At 74.7% G+C, this 26508-nt stretch carries 23 protein-coding genes; 6 read left to right on the top strand and 17 right to left on the bottom strand.

The window, feature by feature from the left end:
* Positions 1 to 42: 42 nt before the first annotated feature.
* On the bottom strand, positions 43 to 885 hold the full coding sequence (locus ACI79V_RS22865; RefSeq protein ID WP_456878017.1) for a PspA/IM30 family protein: 843 nt from the start codon (positions 883 to 885) through the stop codon (positions 43 to 45).
* A gap of 182 nt (positions 886 to 1067) precedes the next feature.
* Between ACI79V_RS22865 and ACI79V_RS22860 the strand changes: the two genes are divergently transcribed.
* The gene (locus ACI79V_RS22860; RefSeq protein WP_456893015.1) at positions 1068 to 2111 is read left to right on the top strand and encodes a PfkB family carbohydrate kinase; all 1044 of its coding nucleotides are present in this window, start codon (positions 1068 to 1070) and stop codon (positions 2109 to 2111) included.
* Here ACI79V_RS22860 and ACI79V_RS22855 read toward each other — a convergent pair.
* The 10 genes from ACI79V_RS22855 to ACI79V_RS22810 all read right to left on the bottom strand — a co-directional run bounded on the left by ACI79V_RS22855 (position 2108) and on the right by ACI79V_RS22810 (position 14985).
* The gene (locus tag ACI79V_RS22855; RefSeq protein ID WP_456893013.1) at positions 2108 to 3724 is read right to left on the bottom strand and encodes a glycoside hydrolase family 13 protein; all 1617 of its coding nucleotides are present in this window, start codon (positions 3722 to 3724) and stop codon (positions 2108 to 2110) included. The two genes, ACI79V_RS22860 and ACI79V_RS22855, sit on opposite strands and share 4 nt — an antisense overlap.
* An 11-nt stretch (positions 3725 to 3735) precedes the next feature.
* Complete coding sequence (locus ACI79V_RS22850) at positions 3736 to 5052, bottom strand: ABC transporter ATP-binding protein (protein ID WP_456893011.1); 1317 nt, start codon at positions 5050 to 5052, stop codon at positions 3736 to 3738.
* A gap of 48 nt (positions 5053 to 5100) precedes the next feature.
* Positions 5101 to 5934 (bottom strand): carbohydrate ABC transporter permease, encoded by an 834-nt coding sequence (locus ACI79V_RS22845; protein ID WP_456893009.1) that lies wholly within the window; start codon positions 5932 to 5934, stop codon positions 5101 to 5103.
* Positions 5934 to 6896, bottom strand: a complete 963-nt coding sequence (locus ACI79V_RS22840) for a carbohydrate ABC transporter permease (RefSeq protein ID WP_456893007.1) — start codon at positions 6894 to 6896, stop codon at positions 5934 to 5936. Before ACI79V_RS22840 ends, ACI79V_RS22845 begins: the two co-directional genes overlap by 1 nt.
* Positions 6893 to 8248, bottom strand: coding sequence for an extracellular solute-binding protein (locus tag ACI79V_RS22835; protein WP_456893005.1), 1356 nt, complete (start codon positions 8246 to 8248; stop codon positions 6893 to 6895). The genes ACI79V_RS22840 and ACI79V_RS22835 overlap by 4 nt, the downstream gene beginning before the upstream one ends.
* A 119-nt stretch (positions 8249 to 8367) precedes the next feature.
* On the bottom strand, positions 8368 to 9597 hold the full coding sequence (locus tag ACI79V_RS22830) for a DUF4032 domain-containing protein (RefSeq protein ID WP_456893003.1): 1230 nt from the start codon (positions 9595 to 9597) through the stop codon (positions 8368 to 8370).
* Between the two features lie 100 nt (positions 9598 to 9697).
* Complete coding sequence (locus ACI79V_RS22825; RefSeq protein WP_456893001.1) at positions 9698 to 10099, bottom strand: helix-turn-helix domain-containing protein; 402 nt, start codon at positions 10097 to 10099, stop codon at positions 9698 to 9700.
* 157 nt (positions 10100 to 10256) lie between these two features.
* Complete coding sequence (gene pgsA / locus ACI79V_RS22820) at positions 10257 to 10919, bottom strand: CDP-diacylglycerol--glycerol-3-phosphate 3-phosphatidyltransferase (protein WP_456877769.1); 663 nt, start codon at positions 10917 to 10919, stop codon at positions 10257 to 10259.
* A gap of 7 nt (positions 10920 to 10926) precedes the next feature.
* A complete protein-coding gene (locus ACI79V_RS22815) occupies positions 10927 to 12372 on the bottom strand; it encodes a MiaB/RimO family radical SAM methylthiotransferase (protein ID WP_456892999.1) in 1446 nt (481 codons plus the stop codon).
* A gap of 66 nt (positions 12373 to 12438) precedes the next feature.
* On the bottom strand, positions 12439 to 14985 hold the full coding sequence (locus tag ACI79V_RS22810; RefSeq protein WP_456892997.1) for a DNA translocase FtsK 4TM domain-containing protein: 2547 nt from the start codon (positions 14983 to 14985) through the stop codon (positions 12439 to 12441).
* Between the two features lie 74 nt (positions 14986 to 15059).
* On the opposite strand from ACI79V_RS22810, the gene ACI79V_RS22805 reads away from it, so the two are divergent.
* The 3 genes from ACI79V_RS22805 (at position 15060) to ACI79V_RS22795 (ending at position 18284) form a co-directional block, all read left to right on the top strand.
* Positions 15060 to 17009, top strand: coding sequence for a prolyl oligopeptidase family serine peptidase (locus ACI79V_RS22805; protein ID WP_456892995.1), 1950 nt, complete (start codon positions 15060 to 15062; stop codon positions 17007 to 17009).
* A 64-nt stretch (positions 17010 to 17073) separates the two neighbouring features.
* On the top strand, positions 17074 to 17607 hold the full coding sequence (locus ACI79V_RS22800; RefSeq protein ID WP_456892993.1) for a sigma-70 family RNA polymerase sigma factor: 534 nt from the start codon (positions 17074 to 17076) through the stop codon (positions 17605 to 17607).
* Complete coding sequence (locus tag ACI79V_RS22795; protein ID WP_456892992.1) at positions 17604 to 18284, top strand: anti-sigma factor family protein; 681 nt, start codon at positions 17604 to 17606, stop codon at positions 18282 to 18284. Before ACI79V_RS22800 ends, ACI79V_RS22795 begins: the two co-directional genes overlap by 4 nt.
* A 58-nt stretch (positions 18285 to 18342) precedes the next feature.
* Here ACI79V_RS22795 and ACI79V_RS22790 read toward each other — a convergent pair whose 3' ends face one another.
* The 6 genes from ACI79V_RS22790 to ACI79V_RS22765 form a co-directional block, all read right to left on the bottom strand.
* Entirely contained in the window at positions 18343 to 19626 is a 1284-nt protein-coding gene (locus ACI79V_RS22790) for a right-handed parallel beta-helix repeat-containing protein (RefSeq protein ID WP_456892990.1), read from the bottom strand.
* Positions 19627 to 19809: 183 nt separating this feature from the next.
* On the bottom strand, positions 19810 to 21522 hold the full coding sequence (locus ACI79V_RS22785; RefSeq protein WP_456877776.1) for a ribonuclease J: 1713 nt from the start codon (positions 21520 to 21522) through the stop codon (positions 19810 to 19812).
* A complete protein-coding gene (gene dapA, locus ACI79V_RS22780; protein ID WP_456892989.1) occupies positions 21519 to 22433 on the bottom strand; it encodes a 4-hydroxy-tetrahydrodipicolinate synthase in 915 nt (304 codons plus the stop codon). Before dapA ends, ACI79V_RS22785 begins: the two co-directional genes overlap by 4 nt.
* Before the next feature lie 10 nt (positions 22434 to 22443).
* On the bottom strand, positions 22444 to 22968 hold the full coding sequence (locus ACI79V_RS22775; protein WP_456892987.1) for a dihydrofolate reductase: 525 nt from the start codon (positions 22966 to 22968) through the stop codon (positions 22444 to 22446).
* A 22-nt stretch (positions 22969 to 22990) separates the two neighbouring features.
* Positions 22991 to 23806 (bottom strand): thymidylate synthase, encoded by an 816-nt coding sequence (locus ACI79V_RS22770; RefSeq protein ID WP_456892985.1) that lies wholly within the window; start codon positions 23804 to 23806, stop codon positions 22991 to 22993.
* A gap of 11 nt (positions 23807 to 23817) precedes the next feature.
* A complete protein-coding gene (locus ACI79V_RS22765; RefSeq protein WP_456892983.1) occupies positions 23818 to 25050 on the bottom strand; it encodes a winged helix-turn-helix domain-containing protein in 1233 nt (410 codons plus the stop codon).
* A gap of 62 nt (positions 25051 to 25112) precedes the next feature.
* Between ACI79V_RS22765 and ACI79V_RS22760 the strand changes: the two genes are divergently transcribed.
* Positions 25113 to 25691 carry an N-acetyltransferase family protein gene (locus ACI79V_RS22760; RefSeq protein ID WP_456892981.1) on the top strand — a complete coding sequence of 193 codons (579 nt, stop codon included), beginning with the start codon at positions 25113 to 25115 and terminating at the stop codon, positions 25689 to 25691.
* The gene (locus ACI79V_RS22755) at positions 25688 to 26350 is read left to right on the top strand and encodes a DUF2461 domain-containing protein (RefSeq protein WP_456892979.1); all 663 of its coding nucleotides are present in this window, start codon (positions 25688 to 25690) and stop codon (positions 26348 to 26350) included. The genes ACI79V_RS22760 and ACI79V_RS22755 overlap by 4 nt, the downstream gene beginning before the upstream one ends.
* The last annotated feature ends 158 nt before the right edge of the window (positions 26351 to 26508 follow it).

Below are 26508 nucleotides of genomic sequence, written 5' to 3'. Positions count from 1 at the left end.
GCCCGGTCACCTGGCGGTGACCGGGCCCCGTCGCGTCGTCGATCAGGCGTTCTCGGGGCGCTGGGCGGTCTGCTCGGTCTTCTCGAACGACGGCGACGCCGTCCCGGGGCCGATCGCCCCGGCCGCACCGGTGCCGCCCTCCACCGCCTGCTGGCCGGTGCCGCTCCCGCCCATGGCCGCGCGGATCTGCTCCAGCCGCGACGCGCCGGCGACGTCGAGCGTGGCCTTCTGCACCTCGAGCATGCGGCCCTCGACCGAGGTCTGCGCCAGCTCGGCCTGGCCGAGGGCGTTGGCGTAGCGCGCCTCGATCTTGTCGCGGACCTCGGCCAGGCTCGGGGTGTTGCCCGGCGCCGAGAGCTCGTTGACCTGCCGCATCGAGGCGGCCACGTGCTCCTGCATCTTGGCCTGCTCGAGCTGGCTCATCAGCTTGGTGCGCTCGGCCAGCGTCGTCTGCAGCCGCATCCGGCTCTGCTCCACCGCGCCGCGCGCCTGCTCGGCGGCCTGCAGCGCCTCGTCGTGGCTGCGCTTGAGGTCCTCCATCGCCTGCTCGGCGGCCACCAGCTGGGTGGCGAAGGCCTGGGCGGCGTTCTCGTACTCGGCGCCCTTGGCGGCGTCTCCCTTGGCGCGGGACTGGTCGGCGAGGACCAGCGCCTGGCGAGCCGAGGCCTGCAGCTTCTCGACCTCGCCGAGCTGGCGGTTCAGGCGCATCTCCAGCTGGCGCTGGTTGCCCAGCACGGCGGCGGCCTGGTTGGCCAGCGCCTGGTGGCGCTGCTGCTCGGCCTCGATCGCCTGCTGGATCTGGATCTTCGGGTCGGCGCGCTGGTCGATCTGCGCGTTGGCCGACGCCGTCAGGTACCGCCACAGCTTGACGATCGGGTTGGGCATGGCGAGCTCCTCCTGGTCCGGCGCGGTCCGGCGCCGCCTCTGGCATACCGACCGCCGCGGTCCGCGGCGGTCCTCCCGCTCATCGTCCCAGCAGGACCGGTGCCCTAGCCAACAGGGACGTCCCCCGTCCTCCCTCCGGGGATCCCCGGGTGCCCGCGGTCCGGGGGCCCTATGGTCGGGCGATGGACCGCGACGTCCCCGGCCGCACCGGCCCCGTGCTCACCGTGCTCGGCGAGCTCGTCGTCGACCTGCTGCCCGTCCCCGACGCCGATGCCGGCCCCGAGGGCACCGCACCGCACTACGTGGCCCGGCCCGGCGGCAACGCGCTCAACGTGGCCGTCGCGGCGGGCCGGCTGGGCACCCGGGTCGCGCTGCTGGCCCGCCTGGGCACCGGCCCGATGGCGCCCGCGCTGCGCCGGCACGCCGAGCTCTCGGGCGTCGACGTCTCGGGGTTCGTGACGGCGGCCGAGCCGGTCAGCCTCGCCGTCGTCGGCCTGGGCCCCGACGGCTCCGCCGACTACGGCTTCCACGTGCAGGGCGCGGCCGACTGGCAGTGGACCGACGAGGAGCTGGCCGCGGTGCTGCCGGAGGGGACGGCGCTGCTGCACGTCGGCTCGATCTCCTCGTGGACGCCGCCGGGTGGCGACGCGATCGCCCGGCTGGCCGAGCGGCTGTCCGGCACCGCGCTGGTCAGCGTCGACCCCAACGTGCGGCCGATGCTGGCCGGCGGCCCGGTCGGCGCGGCCCTGGGCAACGACCCCGAGTCGGTGCGGTCGCGACTGGACCGGCTGGTCGCCGTCGCCGACCTGGTCAAGGTCAGCGCCGAGGACCTCGCGTGGCTCGAGCCGGACGCGACCGACCTCGACGACGCCGCGCAGCGGTGGGCGGCGCGCGGCCCGGCGCTGGTGCTGCTCACCGACGGCGGCGCGCCGCTGCGGATCGCCCGCCCCGGCCGCCCGCTGCTGCACCGCGCCCCGCCGCGGGTGACCGTGGTCGACACGGTGGGTGCCGGCGACTCGCTCGCCGCCGGCCTGTTCTCCGGGCTGCTCGCCGCCGGGGTGACCGGCCGGGCGGCCCTGGAGGCCCTCCCCGACGACGACCTGCTGGCCCTGGTCGACGACGCCGCGCTGGTCGCCGCCCTCAACTGCACGCGGGTGGGCGCCGACCCGCCGACCGCCGCCGAGCTGGCCGCGGCCCGGCAGCAGCGCTCCGCCGGGATCGCCTAGCGGGCCACCAGCCAGGCGGCGGTGTCCGGCGGGAGGTCCGCGCCGCCCCCCGCGCTGGTGAGCAGCACCTGCCCGAGCCCTGCCAGCGGCACCGGCCGGGCGGACAGGTTGACGACGCAGCGCAGCGCCGACCCCCTGTCGAAGGCCAGGACGTCGTCGCCGAGGTCCAGCCAGCTCAGCGGCTCCTCCCCCAGCCGCTCCCGCCGCAGCCGCAGGGCCGCCCGGTACAGCGACAGCGTCGAGGACGGGTCCGCGGACTGCGCCTCGACCGTCAGCGACCGCCACGACGGAGGCTGGGGCAGCCACGGGGCCACGCCGTCGGGCGCGAAGCCGAACGGCGGCCGGTCGCCCGACCACGGCAGCGGCACCCGGCAGCCGTCCCGGCCGCGCGCGGTGCGCCCGGAGCGTTCCCAGGTGGGGTCCTGCAGGGCCTCCTCGGGCAGGTCCTCGACCTCGGGCAGGCCGAGCTCCTCCCCCTGGTACAGGTACGCGCCCCCGGGCAGCGCCAGCGTCAGCAGCGCCGCGGCGCGGGCCCGGCGCAGCCCGAGTCCGAGGTCGGTCGGCGCGGCGTCGTCGAAGCCCATGACGGCGGCGCCGCTGCGGGCCCGGCCGAACCGGGTGAGGTGGCGGGTCTCGTCGTGGCTGGACAGCACCCACGTGGCCGGCGCCCCGACCGGGGCGAGGGCGGCCAGCGTGCCGTCGACCACCGCCCGCAGCGCGCCGGCGTCCCAGGGGGCCTTGAGGTAGTCGAAGTTGAAGGTCGTGTGCAGCTCGTCGGGGCGGACGTAGCGGGCCAGCCGCTCGGGCCCGTTGACCACGGCCTCGGAGACGAACAGCCGGTCGCCGGCGTAGGTGTCGCCGATGCGGCGCCACCGGCGGAAGATCTCGTGCACCGCGTCGACGTCCCAGTGCGGGTTGCCCACCCACTCGCTGCTGGCGAAGGCCGCGCCGGGCCCGTGCCCGGCGTCGGGCAGGTCGGGCACCTTCGCCATCGCCGGCGCGGCGTCGACGCGGATGCCGTCCACCTCGCGGTCGAGCCAGAAGCGCACGATCCCGTCGAACTCCTCGCGGACGTCCGGCGATCCCCAGTCGAGGTCGGGCTGCTCGGGGGCGAACAGGTGCAGGTACCACTGGCCGTCGGACACCCGGGTCCACGCCGAGCCGCCGAACGCGCTGATCCAGTCGTTGGGCGGCTCCTCCCCACCGGCCCGGCCGTCGCGGAAGAAGTAGCGCGCCCGCTCCGGGGACCCCGGGCCGCCGGCCAGCGCCGCCCGGAACCACGGGTGCTCGGACGAGGTGTGGTTGGCGACCAGGTCGACGACCAGCCGCAGCCCGAGGGCGTGCGCGTCGGCGAGCAGCGCGTCGACGTCGGCCAGCGTGCCGAACCGCGGGTCGACGTCGCGGTAGTCGGCGACGTCGTACCCGCCGTCGGCCATCGGCGACGGGTACCAGGGCGTGATCCACAGGGCGTCGACGCCGAGGTCGGCGAGGTGGGCCAGCCGGTCCCGCAGGCCGCCGACGTCGCCCAGCCCGTCGCCGTTGCCGTCGGCGTAGCTGCGCAGGTAGACCTCGTAGACCACCGCCGTCCGCCACCAGGGACGGCGGTGGTCCACGGCCGGCGTGGTTACGCGGCGCCGGACCGGTGTGCCCCGGACGACCCGGTGGACCCGGACGACTCGGAGATCACGCTGGAGCCGACGGTCTGCCCGGTGGCCTGCGCCTCCTGCACCTGCTCCACCCGGTCGTCGGTGGCCATCTGCGTGAGCCGGGCGCCGGCCTCCGCGTCGCGGGTGAGGTTCTCGCCGGTCTGCGGGTCGAAGACGTGGACCTTCCGGCTGTCGAGCCAGAACTCGGCCTCGCGGCCCTCCCGGATCCGGCTGGTCGAGTCGATGGACACGATCGCCTGGGTGCGCAGCTCCTCGGAGTCCAGCTCCTTGGACAGGGCCCGCAGCTGGTTGGTGACCACCTCGGGCGCCTCGTAGGGGATGTAGGCGTACTGCGAGTCACCCAGCCACTCGGTGACGTCGACCCGGGCGCGGAAGACCGACCCGAGCGGCCGCTTGGCCTCGTCGACCAGCGACGCGTCCTCGAAGTACTCCGGCCGGATGCCCACCAGCAGCAGCTCCCGACCCCGCACCGCGGCCACGCGCTTGTCGTCGAGGCGGATCGACCCGAACGGCGTCGTCAGACTGTCGCCCTCGAGCGTCGCGGGCAGGAAGTTCATCGGCGGGGAGCCGATGAACCCCGCGACGAAGAGGTTGACCGGCTGCTCGTACAGCTCCCGCGGCGAGGCGACCTGCTGGATCTTCCCCTTGCGCAGGACGCACACCCGGTCACCGAGCGTCATCGCCTCGGTCTGGTCGTGGGTGACGTACACGGTCGTGATGCCCAGCCGGCGCTGCAGCCGGCTGATCTCGGTGCGCATCTGGCCGCGCAGCTTGGCGTCGAGGTTGGACAGCGGCTCGTCGAACAGGAACGCCTCGGCCTGGCGCACGATCGCCCGCCCCATCGCGACGCGCTGCCGCTGGCCACCGGAGAGGTTGGCCGGCTTGCGCTCGAGGTGCTCGCGCAGTTCCAGCACGTCGGCCGCCTCGTTCACCCGGCGCCGGACCTCGTCGTCGGGCGTCTTGGACAGTCGCAGGGGGAAGGCGATGTTCTCGTACACCGTCATGTGCGGGTAGAGCGCGTAGTTCTGGAAGACCATCGACAGGTTGCGCTCCCGCGGCGCGAGGTCGTTGACCCGCTTGCCGCCGATGACCATGTCGCCGCTGGTGATGTCCTCGAGCCCGACGATCATCCGCAGCAGCGTCGACTTCCCGCAGCCGGACGGGCCGACCAGGATCATGAACTCGCCGTCGGCGATGTCCAGGCTGACGTCGTTCACGGCCGGGTAGCCGTCCCCGTACTGCTTGACGATGTTCTTCATCTCGATGGAGGCCATCAGATCTCGTCCCCTCGATGGGTCGGCGGGATGGTGGGCACGGCCGGGTCAGCCCTTGACCGCGCCGTTGGTGAGGCCGGCGACGATGCGCCGCTGGAACAGGAGCACGAGGACGACGACGGGGATGGTGACGATCACCGCCGCCGCGGCGATGGCACCCGTGGGGTCCTGGAACTGGGACGCGCCGGAGAACAGGCCCAGCGCGGCCGGGACGGGACGGGCGGCGTTCGTCGAGGTCAGCGAGATGCCGTACGCGAAGTCGTTCCAGGCGATGAAGAAGGCGATGATCGCCGTGGTGAACACGCCGGGTGCGGCGAGCGGCACGATCACCTTGCGGAACGCCTGCCAGGTGGTCGCGCCGTCGACCTGGGCCGCCTGCTCCATCTCCCAGGGGATCTCCCGGAAGAACGCCGACATCGTCCAGATGGAGATCGGCAGTGTCAGCGACAGGTACGGGATGATCAGACCCGGCCAGGTGTCGTAGAGCCCGATCTGCCGCCACAGGTTGAACAGCGGCGTGACGATCGAGATGACCGGGAAGATCGCCACGGCCAGCGCGGTGCCGAGGATCAGCTTCTTGCCAGGGAAGTCCAGCCGGGCGATCGCGTAGGCGGCGAACATCGACAGCAGGCACGAGATGAACGTCGCGATCAGGCAGATCCCGAAGCTGTTGCGCAGCGCCGGCAGGAACAGGTCACTGGCCGAGCCGGTGAGGATCGTCGAGTAGTTCTCCCACGTCCAGGCCGACGGCAGGAACTGTTGGTTCGCGAGGTCCGCGGTCGTCTTGAACGACAGCGAGACGATCCACGCGATCGGGAACAGGCAGTAGAGGACGATCAGGACGCCGCCGACCCACCACCAGGTCTTCTCCTTGGTCGACATCAGCGCTCCCCTCGGGCCTGGGACAGGTCGACCCTGAACCCCTTGATGAAGCTGAAGGCGATGAGCACCACCGACAGGAACAGCAGCACGGAGACGGCCGAGCCGAGGCCGATCTCCACCCGGGAGATCGTCTGCCGGTAGGCGAGGAACGAGACCGACTCGGTGTTGTTCGCACCCGCGGTCATGATGAAGATGCTGTCGAAGATCCGGAACGCGTCCAGGGTCCGGAACAGCAGCGCCACCATGATGGCGGCCTTCATGTTGGGGATGGTGACCCGCCACATCCGCTGCCACCAGGTGGCGCCGTCCACCTTGGCCGCCTCCTGCAGCACCTCCGGCACCTGGGCCAGGCCGGCCAGCAGCAGCAGCGAGATGAACGGGGTCGTCTTCCAGATCTCGGCCAGGCAGATGACGAACAGCGAGGTGGCCTGGCCGCCGAACCAGTCGGTGGTGTCGCTGACGCCCGGCAGCCAGGCGAACCAGCTGTTGACGAAGCCGGTGTTGATCCGGAAGGCGAACGCCCAGGCGTAGGCCGACACGACCGTGATCACCGCGTAGGGGATCAGGATGGCCGCCCGGACCAGTGGGCGGATCGACGAGAGCGCCTTGGCCATGACCAGGGCCAGCGCGAAGCCGAGCACCAGCTCGACGGCCACCGTGACCACCGTGATGATCACTGTGACGAGGATGGACTGCCACCACACGCCGTCGGTGAGGATCACCCAGTAGTTGCTGAGCCCGGTGAAGGACCGGTTCTCGGGGTCGGTGAGCCGGTAGTTGAACAGCGAGTAGTAGACCGCCTGGACGATCGGGTAGGCGGTCACCAGCAGCATGACCACGAAGGCCGGTCCGGCCAGCATCCAGCCGAGCTTGCGCTCGGCCCGGGACCGGTCGCTGATCGTGCCGCGCGGCGCGGAGACCGGCTGGGTCTTCTCGACCGGCGGCAGCGTCGTCTGGCTCATAGCAGCTGCTCCCCTGTGAGGACGGCCTCGGTGAGGGTCTCGGTGCGCTCACCCGTCTGGTCGTCCACCGCGCCGGGCGGGTGGAACTCGCGCAGGAAGCACCCGAGGACCTCGCTGTAGTAGGCCGTCAGCGGGCGGGACGCCGCGAGCTCGAGGGACTCGCGGATGGTGTCGGCCATGGGATAAGCCTCCTGCACCTCGGGGTCGTCGTACACCGCGATCGACGACGCCGGGTTGCCGTTGGTCACCATGTACTCGGCCTGGTTGTCGTCCTGGACGATGCAGGTGACCGCCTCGTAGGCGAGGTCGGGGTACCGGCTGAACGCCGACACGCCGATGTCGATCCCGCCGAGGGGAGGCGCGCTGGGCGTCCCCTCGTCAACGGCGGGGTAGAGCGCCCAGCCGTAGTCGTCGGGCACCGACTGGTCCAGGGTGCCGGCCTCGACCTTGGAGAGGGCCTGGGCGTAGACGAACGGCCAGTTGACCATGAAGCCGGCGTCGTCGCTCTCGAACTCGCTCGCGTTGGTGTCCTCGTTGGACGTCGTGAAGCCGGGACCGACGGCGGAGGAGTTGGCGACGGTGGCCATCACCTCGGCGGCGCGATCGGCCTCGGGGGTGGCCAGCCCGAACTCGATGCTCTCGGGGGTGTCCCCGCTCTCGAGGATGTACTGACCGCCGGCGGACTCGAGCAGCGCGTTGAACCACACCATCAGGGACTCCGACCGCCGGCCCTGGGCGCTGAGGAGCTTGTCCTGACCCTCGGCGGCCTCGACCAGTTGGTCCCAGGTGACCGGCTGGGTCATGTCGAGACCGGCGGCCTCGGCCACCGACTTGCGGTACCAGAGGAGCTGGGTGTTGGACCAGAAGGGGACCACGACGAGCTCGTCGTTCCAGGTGGCGGAGTCCAGCGCCCCTTGGAACACCCCCTCGCTGACCTCCTGCGCAACGTCCTCCGGGACGGGGGCGAGGAAGCCCGCCTGGGCGAACTCCGGCGGGAAGACGACGTCGAGGCTCATGAGGTCGATCGACGTGTCCTCGGCCGCCAGCCGGCGGACCAGCTGCTCGCGCTGGGCGGGCGAGTCCCGGGGGAGCTGGGACACCTCGATCGTGTACGCGCCGTCCGACTGCTCGGAGCAGCGCTCGGCGATGGTCGCCTGCCCCCCGGAGTCGGGGTTGATGTACCAGGTCAGCGTCGGGGTGCTGCCGCCCTCGCCGCCGCCGCAGGCGGCCAGCGTGGAGGCCAGGACGAACGCGGTCGCCGCGCCCCCCAGGGCCCGTTGCGGCCGTCTGCGCCGGCTCCACGTGGGCCGCCCGCCCCCGGGCCGCTGGATCTGCCCTCTTCCGATGGACAAGACTCATCGCCTCCGTTTCGGCGAACACCGACGATCACCGGTGGTCGTAACCGTGGCGCAGGCCACACACCTGCGCAACCCGGCCGTGTCGGCGTCGTGACCAGCGGCGTGCGGTCCGCTCAGGGGCGGGTGGCGATCACCGAGGGTGTGGTCAGCTCCGGGGGCATCGACGGGAGGACGGTGCTGACGTAGGAGCGCGCCGCCTGCGTCGTCCCGACGTCGCGCCCCTCCTGCTCGGACAGGAACCACCGGTGCTCGAGCACCTCGTGGAAGACCTCGGCCGGCGCCAGGCGGCCGGCGAGCTCGGGCGGGATCGCGTCGATCACGGGCCGGTAGACCTCGGCCAGCCAGCGCGGCCCGGCCGCCGTCTCCGAGACCGGCGCGCCCTCCTTCTGCTCCATCCAGGCACGGAAGGAGCGCAGGTCGTTGAGCAGCCGCCGGGCCTGGTTCTCCTCCACCTCCAGGCCGGTGAGGCGGAACAGCTCCCTGCGGTGCTGGCCGGGCGCGGAGACCCGGGTGTCGACCCGCAGGCGGGCGCCCTCGTCGGAGGTGACCAGCTCCACCTCGCCGACGTCGAACCCGAGGTCGTTGAGCCGTCGCAGGCGCTCGGCCACGCGGTAGCGCTGCTCGTCGGCCTGGAAGAGCTCCTCGCGGGTGATCTCGTCCCACAGGGACGCGTAGCGCACCGGCAGGCTGTCGGCCACCTCGATGGGGTCGACGCCGTCGGGCAGCAGGTCGCCGTACTGCAGGTCGAGCAGCTCGGCGCCGACCCGCTCGCGGGCCAGGTCGAGGTCGTAGTGCCGCTGGCCGCGGCTGAGCGAGGGGTGCCGCTCGGCGGTCTCGGCGTCGACGAGGAACGCGGCCAGCGCGCCGGCGTCGAGGCGGAACAGGGTGTTCGACAGCGAGCAGTCGCCCCAGAAGATGCCCGCCAGGTGCAGCCGCACGAGCAGCACGACCAGGGTGTCCATGAGCTGGTCCACCGACTGGCGGGCACTGGGCCGCGAGAACAGGTAGCGGTAGGACATCGAGTACTCGAGGTACCGGGTGACGAGGATGGCGTCCTGCCCGTGCGGGCGGTCCACGCAGATGCCCAGGACCGAGACCGACGGCAGGCCCTCCTCCTCGAACTCGCCGAGCAGCGCGTACTCGTGGCGGGCCAGGTGCTCGGAGATCTCCTTGAGGGCGAACACCTTCCCCTGCGCGGCGACGAAGCGCACGACGTGCCGCGAGATGCCCCGCTGCGGCACCTCGAGCAGCAGCTCGGGGTCCCACTCCTCGAGGGGCTGGTGCCACGGCAGCGTCAGCAGCTCCGCGCCGTCGGTCCCGGGAGGACGGAAGAGGTACCGCACCGCGACCTCCGTTGCTGGCCGGCAGCGGACCGCCCGGGCACGGGCGGTCCCGGGCACCACCCTGCCACGGACCGTGCCCGGCCGCGGCCGGGCACGCGGGTCAGGCGGCGAGCGAGACGGCGCTCCCGGCGCGGTGCGCGGCGCGGGTCGCGCCGACGAGCGCGAGGGCGGGCTCGGGCTCGGGAGCCGGGGCCGCGGCGGGCACCTGCTCGGCGGGGGCCTCCTCGGCGGCCGGGGCGCCGGCGGGGGCGAGCGGGCGGACGCGGCTGTCGGGACCGCGCAGCTCGGTGCTCACCTCGGCGAGCAGGTCGGCCAGCTCGACGTCGAGGGCGTCGCAGATCGAGGCGAGCAGCTCCGAGGAGGCCTCCTTCTGACCGCGCTCGACCTCGGAGAGGTACCCGAGGCTGACCCGGGCGGCACCGGAGACGTCGCGCAGCGTCCGCCGCTGGCGCAGCCGGTGCCCGCGCAGGGTCCGCCCGAGCTGGGTGCGCAGCAACGTCATGGCCGTCTCCTGTCTGGCAGGGGGAAGAGCGGCGGCACCCGGGGGTGCCGTGCGCCCACGGTACGCGGGCCGTCCCTCCGGCACCGGACCGGCGGGGCCGCGTCCGCTCACGGCGTAACACCGGGGCGGGCCTGCACGTTCCCGGCGCGGCCGCCCCTTACGCGGCGGTGTCGGTGCGCGACCCGGTCGGCCCCGCGGCCCGCCGGGCGGCGGCCGCCCGCATCGCCCGGGCGCTGGTGCGGCGCAGGGCGAGCGCCCGCCAGACGTAGTCCAGCCCGGTGGCGAGGGTGAGCACCAGCGCGGCCGCCATCACCCACCAGCGGGCGGTGGCCAGCAGCCCGGTCAGCGGCAGGATGTACAGGCCGATGGCCAGGGCCTGGACGACGGTCTTGGCCTTGCCGCCGCGGCTGGCCGCGATGACGCCGTGCCGGATCACCCAGAAGCGCAGCAGCGTCACGCCGACCTCGCGGACGAGGATCGCCACCGTCACCCACCACGGCAACAGCGCGAGCACCGACAGCCCGATGAGCGCGGTGCCGGTGAGGGCCTTGTCGGCGATCGGGTCGGCCAGCTTGCCGAACTCGGTCACCTGCCCGGTGCGCCGGGCGATCAGCCCGTCGTAGCGGTCGGTGATGATCGCCGCGCCGAAGAACACCGTCGCCCACACCCGGCGGCCGTCGTCCATGCCGCCGTCGGAGAGCAGCAGGACGGCGAACACCGGCACCACGGCCAGCCGCAGCACGGTCAGCGCGTTGGGCAGGTTGACCAGGCGGGCCGACTGCGGCGGGGTCGCCGCCGGATCGGGAGCGACGGCGCTCACCGGGACCTCACCGGCCGGCCGGGACCGGGGCGAGCGCGGTGGCCACGAGGTCGACGCCCTCGGTGCCGACGACCTCGGCGGCCAGCAGCTGCCCGGGGCGGGCGTCGGCGGGGACGCCGGTGACCGTCGTGGTGCCGTCGGCGTCGGGGTCCTGGTGGGCGGCGTGGCCGAGCCAGACGCCGGGCCCCTCGTCGGCGGAGAGGTCCTCGGTGAGCAGCAGCTCGACGCGGGTGCCGACGCGGTCCTCGGCCCGCTGCGCGGTCAGCTCCTCGACCAGGTCGGTGATCCGGCGGACGCGGGCGTCGACCTCGGCCCGGTCGAGCTTGCCGCCGAGGCCGGCCGCCTCGGTGCCCTCCTCGTCGGAGTAGCCGAACACCCCGACGGCGTCCAGGCGCGCGCCGGCGAGGAACCGCTCGAGCTCGGCGACGTCGTCCTCGGTCTCGCCCGGGAAGCCGAGGATGACGTTGGTGCGGAAGCCGGCCTCGGGAGCGAGCGACCGGGCCCGCTCGACGAGCGCGAGGAAGTCGTCGGTGCCGCCGAAGCGCCGCATCCGGCGCAGCAGCCCGGGCGAGGAGTGCTGGAAGGACAGGTCGAAGTACGGCGCGACGCCGTCGGTGCCGGCGATGGCCTCGAGGAGGCCGGGCCGCAGCTCGGCCGGCTGCAGGTAGGCCACCCGCACGCGGACGACGCCCTCGACGGCGGCCAGCTCCGGCAGCAGCCGCTCCAGCGCCCGCAGGTCGCCGAGGTCCTTGCCGTAGGAGGTGGAGTTCTCGCTGACCAGCACCAGCTCGGTGACGCCCTGGCCGGCCAGCCACCGCGCCTCGGTGAGCACCTCGGCCGGCGGCCGGGAGACGAAGGAGCCGCGGAAGGTCGGGATGGCGCAGAACGCGCAGCGGCGGTCGCAGCCGGAGGCGAGCTTGAGCGCGGCCGTGGGACCGGAGGCCAGCCGGCGACGCTGCACCCAGCCGTGGCCGGGGATGGCCGGGGTCTCGCCGTCCCCCGCCCGGCCGGCGGCGACCGCGGCGGTGCGCGCCACCGGGCTGATCGGCAGCAGCGTGCGCCGGTCGCGCGGCGAGTGCGGCACCAGCGGGCGGCCCGCGAGGACGTCGTCGAGCCGGTCGCCGATCGCGGCGTAGTCGTCGAAGCCGAGGACGGTGGCCTCGGGCAGCGCGCCGGCGAGCTCGGCGCCGTAGCGCTCGGCCATGCAGCCCACCGCCACGACCTGCGCGCCGCCGTCGGTGGCCGAGAGGATCGCGTCGACCGAGTCCTTCTTCGCCGACTCGATGAACCCGCAGGTGTTGACCAGGACGGCGTCGGCGCCCTCGGCGTCGTCGACCAGCCGGTAGCCGCCGGCGGCCAGCCGGCCGGCCAGCTCCTCGGAGTCCACCTCGTTGCGGGCGCAACCGAGGGTCACCACCGCCACGGTCCGGGCAGGGCTGGGCGGAGCGCTCACCGGACCATCGTAGTTGCTGCGCCCGGACGACCCGGGCGGGACGAGGGTGACCTCCCCCGCTCCGGGTCAGACGTCGCCGGCGGGGAGGGTTCCGCCACGCAGCGTGAACAGCACCGACTCCAGCTCGTCGGGCTTGACGAGCACGTCGCGGGCCTTGGAGCCCTCGGAGGGCCCGACGACACCGCGGGTCTCCATGAGGTCCATGAGCCGCCCGGCCTTGGCGAAGCCCACCCGCAGCTTGCGCTGCAGCATCGACGTCGAGCCGAACTGGCTGGTGACCACGAGCTCGACGGCCTGGCACAGCAGGTCCAGGTCCCCGCCGATGTCCTCGTCGATCTCCTTCTTCTCGCCCTGCGCGGCGCTGAAGACCTCCTCGCGGTACTCCGGCTCGGCCTGCCGCTTGGTGAACTCGACGACCGCCTCGATCTCGGCGTCGGAGACGTAGGCCCCCTGGACGCGGATGGGCTTTCCGGCGCCGATGGGCAGGAACAGGGCGTCGCCCATGCCGATGAGCTTCTCCGCGCCGGGCTGGTCGAGGATGACCCGGCTGTCGGTGAGGCTCGACGTGGAGAACGCCAGCCGCGAGGGCACGTTGGCCTTGATCAGGCCGGTGACGACGTCGACCGAGGGCCGCTGGGTGGCGAGCACCAGGTGGATGCCGGCCGCGCGCGCCTTCTGCGTGATCCGCACGATCGACTCCTCGACGTCGCGCGGGGCCACCATCATGAGGTCGGCGAGCTCGTCGACGATCGCGAGGATGTAGGGGTAGGGGCGGTAGACCCGCTCGCTGCCGGGCGGGGCGACGATCTCGCCGCGCTCGACCTTGCGGTTGAAGTCGTCGATGTGCCGCACCCCGGTGGCGCGCATGTCCTGGTAGCGCTGCTCCATCTCCTCGACCAGCCAGGCCAGCGCGGTGGCCGCCTTCTTGGGGTCGGTGATGATCGGCGTGATCAGGTGCGGGATGCCGTCGTAGGGCGTCAGCTCGACCATCTTCGGGTCGACCAGGATCATCCGCAGCTGGTCGGGGGTGGCGCGCAACAGCAGCGAGGTCAGCAGCGAGTTGATGCAGCTGGACTTGCCGGCGCCGGTGGCACCGGCCACCAGCAGGTGCGGCATCTTCGCGAGGTTGGCGCAGACGAAGCCGCCCTCGATGTCCTTGCCCAGGCCGACCAGCATCGGGTGCGGGTCCTGCTTGGCCGCCTGGGAGCGCATGACGTCGCCGAGGCTGACCGTCTCGCGGTCGGTGTTGGGCACCTCGACGCCCACCGCGGACTTGCCCGGGATCGGCGCCAGGATGCGGATGTTGTCGTTGGCCACCGCGTAGGCGAGGTTCTTGGTCAGCGCGGTGATCTTCTCGACCTTGACCGCGGGGCCCAGCTCGATCTCGTAGCGGGTGACCGTCGGGCCGCGGGTGAAGCTGGTGACGGCCGCGTCGACGTTGAACTGCTCGAGCACGCGGGTGATCGCCTCGATGGCGACGTCGTTGGCCTGGGAGCGGGCCCGCGGGGGCGTGCCCGGGCGCAGCGTGCTGATCGAGGGCAGCACGTAGTCGCCCTCGACCGGCTCGATGACCAGCTGCTGCGGCTCCTCGACCGGCGGTAGCTCCTCCGGCGGGGCGGTCCGGTCGACCACCGCCGGCCGCGGCGCGGGCGGGGCGGCCGGCTCTGCCGCGGGCTCGTGCCGCACGGCCTCGGGTGCCTCGGCGTAGGCGCCGTGGTCGATGGGGCCGGTGGTGGTGAGGTCGGGGGCGTCCTCGGCCAGGACCTCGGACAGCGCGGCCCGCTTGGAGCGCCGGGGGCGCGGGGCCTCCTCCGGCTCGTCCTCCTCGGCGTACTCGTCGTGCCCGTCCTCGTCCCAGTCCTCGCCGCCGCGGCCGGTGGTCCGGTCGACGAAAGCGCGCAGCCGCTCGGGCACCTGGTGCAGCGGGGTGGCGGTGAGCACGAGGACGGCGAAGACGGCGAGCAGCGACAGCAGCACCACCGCGACGACGGCGCCGAGGCCCGCGGTCAGCGGCGTGCCGACCGCCCAGCCGACCAGGCCCCCCGAGCCGGGCCGCCCGTCGAGGGGGTCGCCCGGCTCGCCGACCACCGAGGCGATCCCGAGGACGGCGACGACGGCGCACAGCCAGCCGATCGCCAGCCGGCCCCGGGCCTCGGGGTGCGGCGCGCGGCGGAGCAGCCGCAGCGCGACGAGGAAGAGGAAGGCGGGCAGCACGACCAGCAGCGCCCCGACGGCCCAGCGCACGGCGTCGGCCAGGCCGGCGCCGACCGGGCCGATGCCGTCGAACCACGCGGCGGCCCCCAGGACGACGGCGAGGCCGAGGACGGCCAGGCCCGCGCCGTCGCGGCGGTGCTCGGGCGCGAGCGGCTCGGCCTCCTCCGGGCGGGCGACCGACCGGGCCAGGCCGCCGGCGCCGCGGGCCAGCAGGCCCCAGGTCCCGGCGGCGGCGCGCCAGACGCCGGCGGCGGCGCCCGGGCCCTGCGCGGGCTTGCGGGCGGCGGGCTTGCGGTTGCCGTTGCGCGCGGGCGGCCGCTTGCCGGCGGCCGTGGACCCGGACCTCCCCTTCGGAGCCGAGCCGGACGGCCGGCGCGAGGGCGTGGTGCGGGCAGGCATGCGTCGAACGGTAGCCGCCGCCCAGGTCGCTCCCGGGCAGGCGCGGGGTCGTGTCCCCCACCTACGGTCGGGCCATGCCGACTCCTCCCCCGGTCCCGTACGGCAGCTGGCCCACCCTGGTCACCTCGGCACTCGTCGTCCGCGCCGCCGCCCGGCTGGGCGAGGTCGCCGTCGACGGCGGCGACGTGTGGTGGTCGGAGTCACGGCCCGGGGAGGGCGGGCGGTCGGCGCTGGTGCGCCGGTCGGCCGACGGCACGGTCGCCGACGCGCTGCCGCCGCCGTGGAACGCCCGCACCCGCGTGCACGAGTACGGCGGGGCGGCGTGGGCGGTCGCCGGCGGCACGCTGTGGTTCACGCACTTCGACGACCAGCGGCTGTACCGCCTCGACCCCGGCGCCGCCGAGCCGGTCGCCGTGACCGGTGAGCCGGAGCTGCCCGCCGGGGTCCGCCACGCCGACCTCACGCCCACCGGCGACGGCGGCCTGCTCGCCGTCCGGGAGACGCACGCGGCCGGCGGCGCCGCGGCCGACGTCGTCGACGAGCTGGTGCGCATCGCCCCCGACGGCACCGCCGAGGTGCTGGTGACCGGGCCGGACTTCGTCTCCGACCCGCGCCCGGGCCCGGACGGGCAGCTGGCCTGGCTGCAGTGGGACCACCCCGACATGCCCTGGGACGCCGCGCGGCTGGTGGTCCGCGCCGCCGACGGCACCGAGACGGTGGTGGCCGGCGGGCGCTCCCCCGGCGGGCCGGGCGAGTCGGCGGTCCAGCCGACCTGGGGCGAGGACGGGTCGCTGTGGTTCTGCTGCGACCGCACCGACGTGTGGGCGCTGTGGCGGTGGCGGCCGGGCGGCACCGCGGAGCTGGTGCTCGACCTCGGCACCGACCTGGCCGGGCCGCAGTGGGTGTTCGGCGGCCGCTCCTTCGCCCTGCTCCCCGGCGGCCGCGTGGTGGTGTGGCCGGACGGGGAGCGGCTGGTCGTCCGCGAGCCCGGCGGCGCCACCGCCGACGTCGCGCTGCCCGGGTACACGGTCGTCCGCCACCTGACCGCCGACGGTGACGGCGTCGTCTGCGTGGCCGGCGGCCCGGCGACCGAGCCGGTGGTGCTGCGCGCGGGCCTCGACGGCGCGGTCGAGGTCCTGCGCCCGGCGCGCGACCTGGGCCTGGACCCGGCGTGGTTCTCCGTCCCCGAGCACGTGACGTTCCCGACCGAGGACCGCGGCACCGGCATCGCCGAGGCGCACGCGCACGTCTACCCGCCGGCCAACCCGGAGGTGACCGCGCCGGAGGGCGACCTGCCGCCGCTGGTGGTGATGGTGCACGGCGGTCCGACCTCGGCCCACGCCCCCGTGCTCGACCTGGAGGTCCAGTACTTCACCTCCCGTGGGTTCTGCGTGGCGCACGTCGACCACCGCGGCTCCACCGGCTACGGCCGCCGCTACCGCGACGCGCTGCAGGGCCGCTGGGGCGTCGTCGACCTCGACGACGTCGTCGCCTGCGCCCGCCACCTGGCCGACGCCGGCCGGGTCGACCCCGCGCGCATGGCCATCCGGGGCGGGTCGGCGGGCGGCTTCACCACCCTCGCGGCGCTGTGCCTGCGGCCGGGGACGTTCACCGCGGGGGCGAGCCACTTCGGCGTCGCCGACCTCGGCGCGCTGGCCGCCGACACGCACAAGTTCGAGTCGCGCTACCTCGACGGCCTGGTGGCGCCCTGGCCCGACGGCGCCGCCGTCTACACCGAGCGCTCGCCGATCACGCACGTCGGCGCGCTGGACACCCCGCTGGCGGTCTTCCAGGGCGCCGAGGACCGCGTGGTACCGCCGGAGCAGGCCGAGGTGCTGGTGGCGGCGCTGCGCGAGCGCGGCGTCCCGCACGCCTACCTGCTCTTCGAGGGCGAGCAGCACGGGTTCCGGCGCGCGGAGAACATCCGCGCCGCCCTCGACGGCGAGCTGTCGTTCTACGCGCAGGTGTGGGGCTTCGCGCTGCCGGCGGACGAGGGGATCGAGCCGATCGCCGTCGTGCGCTGAACCGGCGGGGCCCGGCGTCCGTACGCCCGGGTGACGGGCAGCGCCGGGCGCCGGGAGGTCGCGGATGGGACGGCACACACCGGTGCCGGCGGCACCGCTGGACGTGCAGGCGGCCTACGCCGCGCACGGCGCGGAGCTCTACCGCTTCGCCCTGCGGCAGCTCGGCGACGGCGGCGCCGCGCAGGACGTCGTCCAGGAGGTGTTCCTGCGTGCCTGGCGTGCCGCCGGCTCGTTCGACCCCCGGCTGGCCGGCCTGCGGACGTGGCTGTTCGCCATCGCGCGCAACGTGGTGGTCGACGAGGCCCGCCGCTTCGCCGTCCGGCCCTGGCAGCGGCAGCTGACCGACGGCGAGGGCGTCGACGGCCCGGCCGTCGCGGCCGCCGACGAGGGCCTGGTCGACGCCTGGGTGGTGGAGGAGGCGCTGCGGAGGATCAGCGCCGAGCACCGGACGGCGATCGTCCAGACGCACCTGCGCGGCCGGCCGTACGCCGAGGTGGCCGCGGAGCTCGGCGTCCCGGTCGGCACGGTCCGCAGCCGGGTGTTCTACGGGCTCAAGGCGCTCCGCCTGGCCCTGGACGAGATGGGGGTCGAGCCGTGAGCGCCGCACGCGGGGACGAGCACCGGGAGCTGCGGGAGCTGCTGGGCGCCTACGCGCTGGGGCACCTCGAGCCGGCCGAGCGGGACCGGGTCCGCGCCCACCTCGACGGCTGCGCCGACTGCCGCGCCGACCTGGCCGAGATCGCGCCGCTGGCCGACCGGCTGGCCGCCGTCGACCCCGACGCGCTCGACGCGACCCCCACTCCCCCGCCGGACCTGGGCGCCCGCGTCCTGGCCCGCATCGCCGAGGAGCAGCGGCGGGCGGTGCCGCTGCGCCGCGCGGTGGTGCGGCGCCGGGTGCTGGCCGCCGCGGCCGTCGCCGGGGTGGCCGCCGCCGGCGGCGCGGTCGGGTGGGCGGTGCGCCCGGTGCCCGACCCGGTGCCGCTGGAGCCGGTGGCCGTGCAGGTCGTGGCCTCGGGTGTCGAGGCCAGCGCCGACCTGGTGCCGCACACCTGGGGCGTGGAGGTGAAGCTGACCGGCACCGGGTTCTCCGCCGGGGAGGTCTACCGGGTGGCGGTCACCGACGACGACGGCCGCGAGGTGCCTGCCGGGCAGTTCCTCGGCGTGGGCCCGCAGCAGGTGCGCTGCAACCTCAACTCCTCGGTGCTGCGCGGCGACGCCGTCGGCTTCGAGGTCGTCGACGCCGACGGCGAGGTGGTGGTCCGCTCCGAGTTCTGAGCGGGACCCCGGAGGGGAGGCGCCGGCCCCCGTGCCCGGCGCCTCCCTCCGGGGCCGGTCAGACCCCGCCGGGGACGGTGCGCCCGTCGACGGTGAAGCCGGCGCCGGCACCGTCCTGGAAGACGTCGGGGCCGACCGGGGCGGAGTTGCCGCGGATCGTGGTGCGGGTGACGGCCATCGTCCCGGGCTCGGAGTTCCAGAGCCCGCCGCCCTCGTCCGCGGCGCTGTTGCCGGTGACGGTCCCGCGGTCGACGCGCACGGTGCCGGCCCCGGTGAGGTGCAGGCCGCCACCGTTGCCCGGCACCGGTCCGGTGCTGTTGCCGACCAGCACGGTGCGCTCGAGCGTCGTCGTCCCGGTGTCGGCCTCGATGCCGCCACCGGCCCGCCGGGCGCTGTTGCCCTCGACCACCGACCGCCTGACGCTCAGCGTGCCGCTGTCGTTGAGCAGCCCGCCGCCGGAGCCGGAGGCGCCGTCGGCGACGTTGCCGCGGACCTCGGTGCGGTCGACGGTCAGCGACCCGCCGTCGTTGAACAGCCCGCCCCCGCCGTTGTCGGCCGCCGGGCCGCCGGCGCGGTTGCCGGCGACGGTGCTGCGCTCGACGGTCATCGTGCCGGTGGCGGAGTTCCACAGGCCCCCACCCTCCGCCGCGGCGGTGTTGTCCTCCACGGTGCTGCGCTCGACGTGCACGGTTCCGGTGCCGGTCAGGTGCAGCCCGCCGCCGTTGCCCGGGCTCGCACCGGTGCTGTTGCGCGACAGCGTCGAGCCGGTGACCGTCGTCGTCGACCCGGCGATCGCCTCGATGCCGCCACCGGCACGAGCGGCCGAGTTGCCGGTGACCGTGCTGTGGTGGACGACGAGCGTGCCGGCGTTGAGGAGGCCGCCGCCGGAGGCGCCGCCGGTGGTGCTGGGGGCGCCGGGGGCCACACCGCCGGTGACGGTGACCCCGCGGAGGGTCAGCGAGCCGCCGGGCCGGACGTCGAACACCCGGTCCAGGCCCGCGGCGTCGACCGTGGCACCGCGGCCCTCGATGACCAGGCGACCGGTGACGTCGAGGTCGCCGGCGGCCGCGGTGTCGTCGGACCCGGCGACTGCCAGGCGGTAGGTGCGGTCCGACAGGACGACCGTGCCCGAGCCGGCGCGGTTGGCCGCCTGAACCGCGGCGCGCAGCGAGCCGTCGCCGCCGTCGTCGGTGGTCGTGACGGCGTACCCGCCGGGGTGGTGCCGGCCGCCCGGGCCGCCGGCGGCGGCCGGGGCGGCCGTGAGCAGGAGCAGGGCGAACGCCGACGCGCCGGCCGCGGTGCCGACGCGAAGGGCCGCGCTTCGCCTGGACGCTGGTGCCATGACAGTCCCCCGTGGGTCCCGGGCACCCGCGAGTCGGGCGCCGCACACGAGGGAGTACGGGGGCGACGCCCACCGCGTTCACGACGATCCCGGTCGATCTCCGCGAGCCCGCGCCGAGCCCGGTGACGTGCCGGGACGGCTCCCCGCCACCGCCTCGGGAACGGTGGGGCAGGGAGGCCCTCCTCAGACCTCGAGGACCGTCGGGATGATCATCGGCCGGCGGCGGTGGGTGTCGCTCACCCACTTGCCCACGGTCCGCCGGATGGTCTGGGACAGCCGGTGGGCGTCGGTCTGCCCGTCGGACAGCTCCCGCTTGAGGTTGTCCTCGACCAGCCGCAGCACCTCGTCGAACGCCGCGGGGTCGTCGGAGAACCCGCGGGTGGACAGGTGCACCGGCCGCACGATCGTGCCGGTGGAGGGCTCGACGACGACGGTGAGCGCGACGAAGCCCTCGTCGCCCAGGATCCGCCGCTCCTGCAGCGCCTCCTCGCCGACGTCGCCGACGTTGAGGCCGTCGACGTAGACGTTGCCCACCGGTACCGACCCGGTGATGGAGGCCTTGCCGTCGACGAGGTCCACCACGACGCCGTCCTCGGCGAGCAGGACCCGGTCGGCGGCCATGCCGGTCTCCTCGGCCAGCGCGGCGTGCGCCCGCAGGTGCCGCCACTCCCCGTGCACCGGCATCAGGTACCGCGGCTTGGCCACGTTGAGCAGGGTGCGCAGCTCGCCGGCCGGGGCGTGCCCGGAGACGTGCACGCGGGCGGTCTCCTTGTGCACGACCGTGGCGCCGAGCCGGGCCAGCCCGTTGATGACCTTGTAGACGGCGGTCTCGTTGCCGGGCACCAGCGAGGACGCCAGCACGATGGTGTCGCCGGCCTCGATGGTGACCTGGTGGTGCTCGCCGCGCGCCATCCGGCCCAGCGCCGACAGGGGCTCACCCTGGGAGCCGGTGCTGACCAGCACCACCTGCTCGGGCGGCATGCTGGTGGCCTCGTCGAGGCTGACCATGAGCCCGGGGGCGACCCGCAGCAGGCCGAGGTCGCGGGCGACGCCCATGTTGCGGACCATCGAGCGGCCGACGAAGGCGACCTTGCGGCCGTGCATGTCGGCGGCGTCGAGCACCTGCTGGATGCGGTGCACGTGGCTGGCGAAGCTGGACACGATCAGCCGCTGGGTGGCGCGGCGGAAGACGTCCTCGAGGACCGGGCCGATGGCCCGCTCGGGGGTGACGAACCCGGGGATCTCGGCGTTGGTGGAGTCGGCCAGCAGCAGGTCGATGCCCTCGAGGCCGAGCCGGGCGAACGCACCGAGGTCGGTCAGCACGCCGTCGAGGGGCAGCTGGTCCATCTTGAAGTCGCCGGTGTGCACCAGCACGCCCGCGGGCGTGTGCACCGCGACGGCCAGCGCGTCGGGGATCGAGTGGTTGACCGAGATGAACTCGCAGTGGAACGGTCCGGCCACATGGTCGTCCCCGGCGGCGACCTCCACCAGCGTGGGGACCAGCCGGTGCTCCCGCAGCTTCGCTGCGACCAGCGCCAGGGTGAACCGCGAGCCGACCAGCGGGATGTCCCCGCGCAGCCGCAGCAGGTAGGGGATCGCGCCGATGTGGTCCTCGTGCCCGTGGGTGAGGACGACGGCCTCGATGTCGGCCAGCCGGTGCTCGATGACGCCGAAGTCCGGGAGGATGAGGTCGACGCCGGGCTGCTCGGCCTCGGGGAAGAGCACGCCGCAGTCGATGACCAGCAGCCTGCCGTCGAACTCGACGACGGCCATGTTGCGGCCGATCTCCCCCAGCCCGCCGAGGGCGATGACGCGCAGCCCGCCGGCCGGCAGCGGCGGCGGTGCCTTGAGGTCCAGGTGGGGCTGGCCGGCCGGTCCGGCGGAGCTGACGGTCACTTCACGTGCGCCTCTCGGAGGTGGACCCCGCCGGCGGCGAGGTCGGTGCGCAGCTGCGCGATCTGCTCGGGGGTGGCGTCGACCAGCGGCGGGCGCACGGGGCCGGCGGGCAGCCCCAGCTCGCGCAGCGCCGCCTTGACCATGATGACGCCCTGGGTGCGGAAGATGCCGGTGTAGAGCGGCAGCAGGGCCTGGTTGACCTCGCGCGCCTCCGCCAGGTCACCGGACTCGACGGCCGCGATGAGCTCGGCGAGCCGGGGGCCGGCCAGGTGCCCCACAACGCTCACCACGCCGACCGCACCGAGTGCCAGCAGCGGCAGGTTGAGCATGTCCTCGCCGGAGTAGTACGCGAGGTCGGTGCGCGCCAGCGTCCAGGCCACCGCGCCGAGGTCGCCCTTGGCGTCCTTGACCGCCACGATCCGCGGGTGCTCGGCGGCCCGGACCAGGGTCTCGACCTCGATCGGGACCACCGAGCGCGGCGGGATGTCGTAGAGCATCACCGGCAGGTCGGTGGAGTCGGCGACGGCGGTGAAGTGCCGCAGCAGGCCGGCCTGGGGCGGCTTGTTGTAGTACGGGGTGACGACGAGCAGGCCGTGGGCACCGAGCCGCTCGGCGTCGCGGGCGCGGTCGATGCTGTGCGCGGTGTCGTTGGTGCCCACCCCGGCGACCACCACTGCGCGGTCGCCGACGGCGTCGAGCACCGCCTCCAGAACGGCGCGCGACTCGCCGTCACGGACGGTCGGCGACTCCCCCGTCGTCCCGAGGACGACCAGTCCGTCGTGGGCCTCCCGGTCGACCAGGTGCGCGGCCAGCTCCTGGGTCCCGGCGAGGTCGATCGAGCCGTCCTCGGTGAACGGGGTGACCATCGCCGTGAGCACGCGCCCGAACGGCCGGGCGGGGTCGGAGGTCATGCACGCGAATCTACCGACCGTCCCGGCCGGTCTCCGGCCAGGCGGCGGGGCGGCGCCCGTACTCGGTGACGGCGTAGCGCAGGCCGGTCGTCGAGGTGGCCCAGCCCGCGGCGGGCTCGCGCGCGACGGGCCGCCAGGCCCCGTCGAGGACGGGGGCGTGGGTGTCGCCGTCGACGGCGAGGTCGACGTCGGTGACCACGAGCCGGTCGGCGTGCGGGAGGAAGGCGGCGTAGACCGCGGCGCCGCCGATGACCCAGCAGTCCGGCCAGCCGGCGAGCACCTCCTCGACCGAGCCGGCGCGCCGGGCGCCGTCCGCGGCCCAGGGCGCGTCGGAGGTGAGGACGACGTTGCGCCGGCCCGGCAGCGGCCGGTTGCGCCCGGGCAGCGACTCCCAGGTGCGCCGTCCCATGACGACGGTGCCCCCGGAGGTCAGCTCCCGGAACCGCCGCAGGTCCTCGGGCAGGTGCCAGGGCAGCCGGCCGCCGGCGCCGATGACCCGGTCGCGGGCCTGCGCCCAGATGCAGGCTATGCCCATCGACGCCGGGTCCTGCGCACGGTCACACGGCCACGGCGGCACGGATGGCCGGGTGCGGGTCGTAGCCGTGCAGGACGAAGTCCTCGAAGCGGTGGTCGAACAGTGACGGCGCCGGGGCGATCTCCAGCGTCGGGAACGGCCGGGCCTCGCGCGAGAGCTGCTCGCGGACCTGCTCGACGTGGTTGCTGTAGACATGGCAGTCGCCGCCGACCCAGATGAACTCCCCCGGGGCCAGCCCCACCTGGTCGGCGACCATGCGGGTGAGCAGTGCGTAGCTGGCGATGTTGAACGGCACGCCCAGGAACATGTCCGCGCTGCGCTGGTAGAGCTGGCAGGACAGCCGGCCGTCGTGGACGGCGAACTGGAACAGCGCGTGGCAGGGCGCCAGCGCCATCTCCGGCAGGGCCGCGACGTTCCACGCGGAGACCACCATGCGGCGGGAGTCGGGGTCCTTCCGGAGCGTGTCGAGGACGCCCTGGACCTGGTCGACGGTCCCGCCGTCGGGCGTCGGCCAGGAGCGCCACTGGACGCCGTAGACCGGGCCCAGGTCGCCGTCGGCGTCGGCCCACTCGTCCCAGATGGTCACGCCCTGCTCCTGCAGCCAGCGGACGTTGCCCTCGCCGCGCAGGAACCACAGCAGCTCGACGGCGACCGAGCGGAAGTGCACCCTCTTCGTGGTGACCAGCGGGAACGACGTCGACAGGTCGTAGCGCAACCGCTCCCCGAACGTGCTCACCGTGCCGGTGCCGGTGCGGTCCGACTTCGGCGTCCCCTGCTCGAGGACCCGCCGCAGCAGGTCCTCGTACTGCGTGTCGACCGGCCCGCTGCTGCTCACCACGGCCGCCGAGCCTAGGCGACGACCGGACGGGGAGCGGGCAGCGCGGCGGTGAGGTCGGCCGCCAGGTCCCCGCGGTCGGCCACGGCGACGCCGTCGAGCTCGGACCAGTCGGCCATCAGCCGCAGCTCGTCGGCCAGCGCGGCGGCCACGTCGGCGCGATCCACGCCGGACTCGGCGTGGACGGCCTGGACGCGCAGCACGCCGGCCTGCCGGTCGGCCTTGAGGTCGGTGCGGGCCACCAGCCGGTCGCCCAGCAGGAACGGCAGGACGTAGTAGCCGTGCACCCGCTGGGCCGCCGGGGTGTAGATCTCCAGGCGGTAGCGGAAGCCGAAGATGCGCTCCACCCGCGGCCGCTCCCAGACCAGGGAGTCGAACGGCGAGAGCAGCGCCTGCGCGCGGATCCACCGCGGGCGCCGCGCGGCCGGGTCGAGCCAGGCCGGCGCCCCCCAGCCGGCGACCTCGACCGGGACCAGCTCGCCGGTCTCCTCCAGCTCGGCGATCGCCTGCCGGGCGGGCGCCGGGCGCAGCCGGAAGTAGTCACGCAGGTCGCGCTCGGTGGCCACGCCGAGCGCACGGGCGGCGGTGCGCACCAGCTCCCGGACGGCGTCGGCGGGCTCCGGGGTGGGTGCCTGCACGACGGCGGCGGGCAGCACGCGCTCGGTGAGGTCGTAGACCCGCTCGAACGACGTCGTCCGGGCCCGCGCGGTGAGGACGCCGGTGTAGAAGAGCCACTCGAGGGCCACCTTGCCCGCGTGCCAGTTCCACATGCTCCCGGGCCGGTCGGGGCGGGGCTCGGCGAGGTCGCTGGCCCTGGTCGGCCCGGCCTCGCGGACCCGGTCGAGCACCTCGGCGACGTAGCCGGGCCGCTCCCGCTGGATGCGGACCATCGAGCCCCAGGCGTGCTCCTCGGCCGCGGCCATCCGCCAGCGCAGGTACGGGTGCAGCCGCACGGGCAGGTAGGACGCCTCGTGCGCCCAGTACTCGAACACCTCGTGGCGGCGGGCGACGAAGTCGTCGAGGACGGGACGGCGGTAGGCGCCGAGCCGGCTGAACGCCGGCAGGTAGTGCGAGCGGGACAGCACGTTCACCGAGTCGATCTGGACGACGGCGAGCCGGTCGGTCAGGCGCCGCAGGCGGCGGCTGTCGACGGCGCCGGCCGGCCGCGGCTCGGCGAAGCCCTGCGCGGCCAGGGCGATGCGCCGGGCCAGCGCGGCGGGGAGCCGTTCGGCGGTCGGGGCGGCCACGACCCGATCCTGCCCCGGACCAGTGACGATCCGCGCGCGGGTGTCCGCCCTAGGCTGCCCGCGTGGACCCCCGGCCCCCGTTCCCACGGCTGACCGGCACCGCGGAGGTGTCGGTGCGGCCGGCCGTGCCCGGCGACGCGGCGGCGATGGCGCACGTGCAGGAGCAGGCCTGGCGCACGGCGGCGACGCTGCCCGCGGCGGTGCTGGACGGCTGGGACGGTGCGGCCGCCACGGAGGCGTGGACGGCCGCCGTCGCCTCGCCGCCGACGCCCGGGCACGGCGTCCTCGTCGCACTCGACGACGGCCGCGTCGTCGGCTTCGCCGCCTACGCCCCCGCGGAGCTGGCACCCGACGAGCGCCCGCACCCGGCCGGGCCGACCACCGAGCTCGCCGTCCTGCTCGTCGAGCCGCGCTGGGGACGGCGCGGGCACGGCAGCCGGCTGCTCGCGGCCGTCGCGGACCTCACGCGGTCGACCGGCGTGGCACGGCTGCAGACCTGGGTGGCCGAGGCCGACGCGGTCACCGCCCGGTTCCTGGAGTCGGCCGGCTGGGACCGGGACGGCTGGGTCCGCACGCTGGACGCGGGAGGCACCCCGCTGCGGGAGACCCGCTGGCACACGCTCCTGGAGGACGTCACGTGACCTTTGCCGGGTTCCCCGACGAGGGACTGGTCTTCTACGAGGGCCTGGAGGCCGACAACTCCAAGACGTACTGGACCCGCTCGAAGGCGGTGTACGACTCCTGCGTCCGCGCACCGATGCAGGCCCTCGTCGACGCGCTGGCGCCGGAGTTCGGTCCGGCCAAGCTCTTCCGTCCCTACCGCAACGTCCGGTTCAGCAACGACAAGACGCCGTACAAGACCCACCAGGGCGCCGTGGTGGTGCCGGAGGGCCGTGGCGCGGGCGCCTGGTACGTGCAGATCTCCGCCGAGGGGCTGCGGGTGGCCGGTGGCGCCTGGCGACTGGAGTCCGACCAGGTCGACCGCTTCCGCCGCGCCGTGGCCGACGACGTCCAGGGACCCCGCCTGCGCGACGAGGTGCACCGCCTGGCGGCCGCGGGCTGGGTGGTCGACGGCGACCGACTGAGCCGCGTCCCGAAGGGCTACGCCGTCGACGACGACCGCGCCGACCTGCTGCGGCACCGCTCGCTGCACGCGGGACGGCTGTTCGAGTACGCGGACTGGCTGCACGGACCCGCCGCGCTCGACCACGTCCGCGACGCCTGGCGGGAACTGACGGCGCTGAACGCCTGGTTCGCCGACAACGTCGGGGCGACGACCAAGGAGGTCCGCCGGCGCTGACGGGCAAGGGAACGTCATCGGGTCCGTGTGCCGTTCCGAGAATGCCGGAAGGGCCCTCACCGGGTGGTGAGGGCCCTTCACGGGGAATGGTTGTCCGGCGGCGTCCTACTCTCCCACCCCGTCTCCAGGGCAGTACCATCGGCGCTGAGAGGCTTAGC

The sequence above is a fragment of the Geodermatophilus sp. SYSU D00700 genome, assembly GCF_054050255.1.
This window is presented reverse-complemented; position numbering and strand designations above follow the sequence as displayed.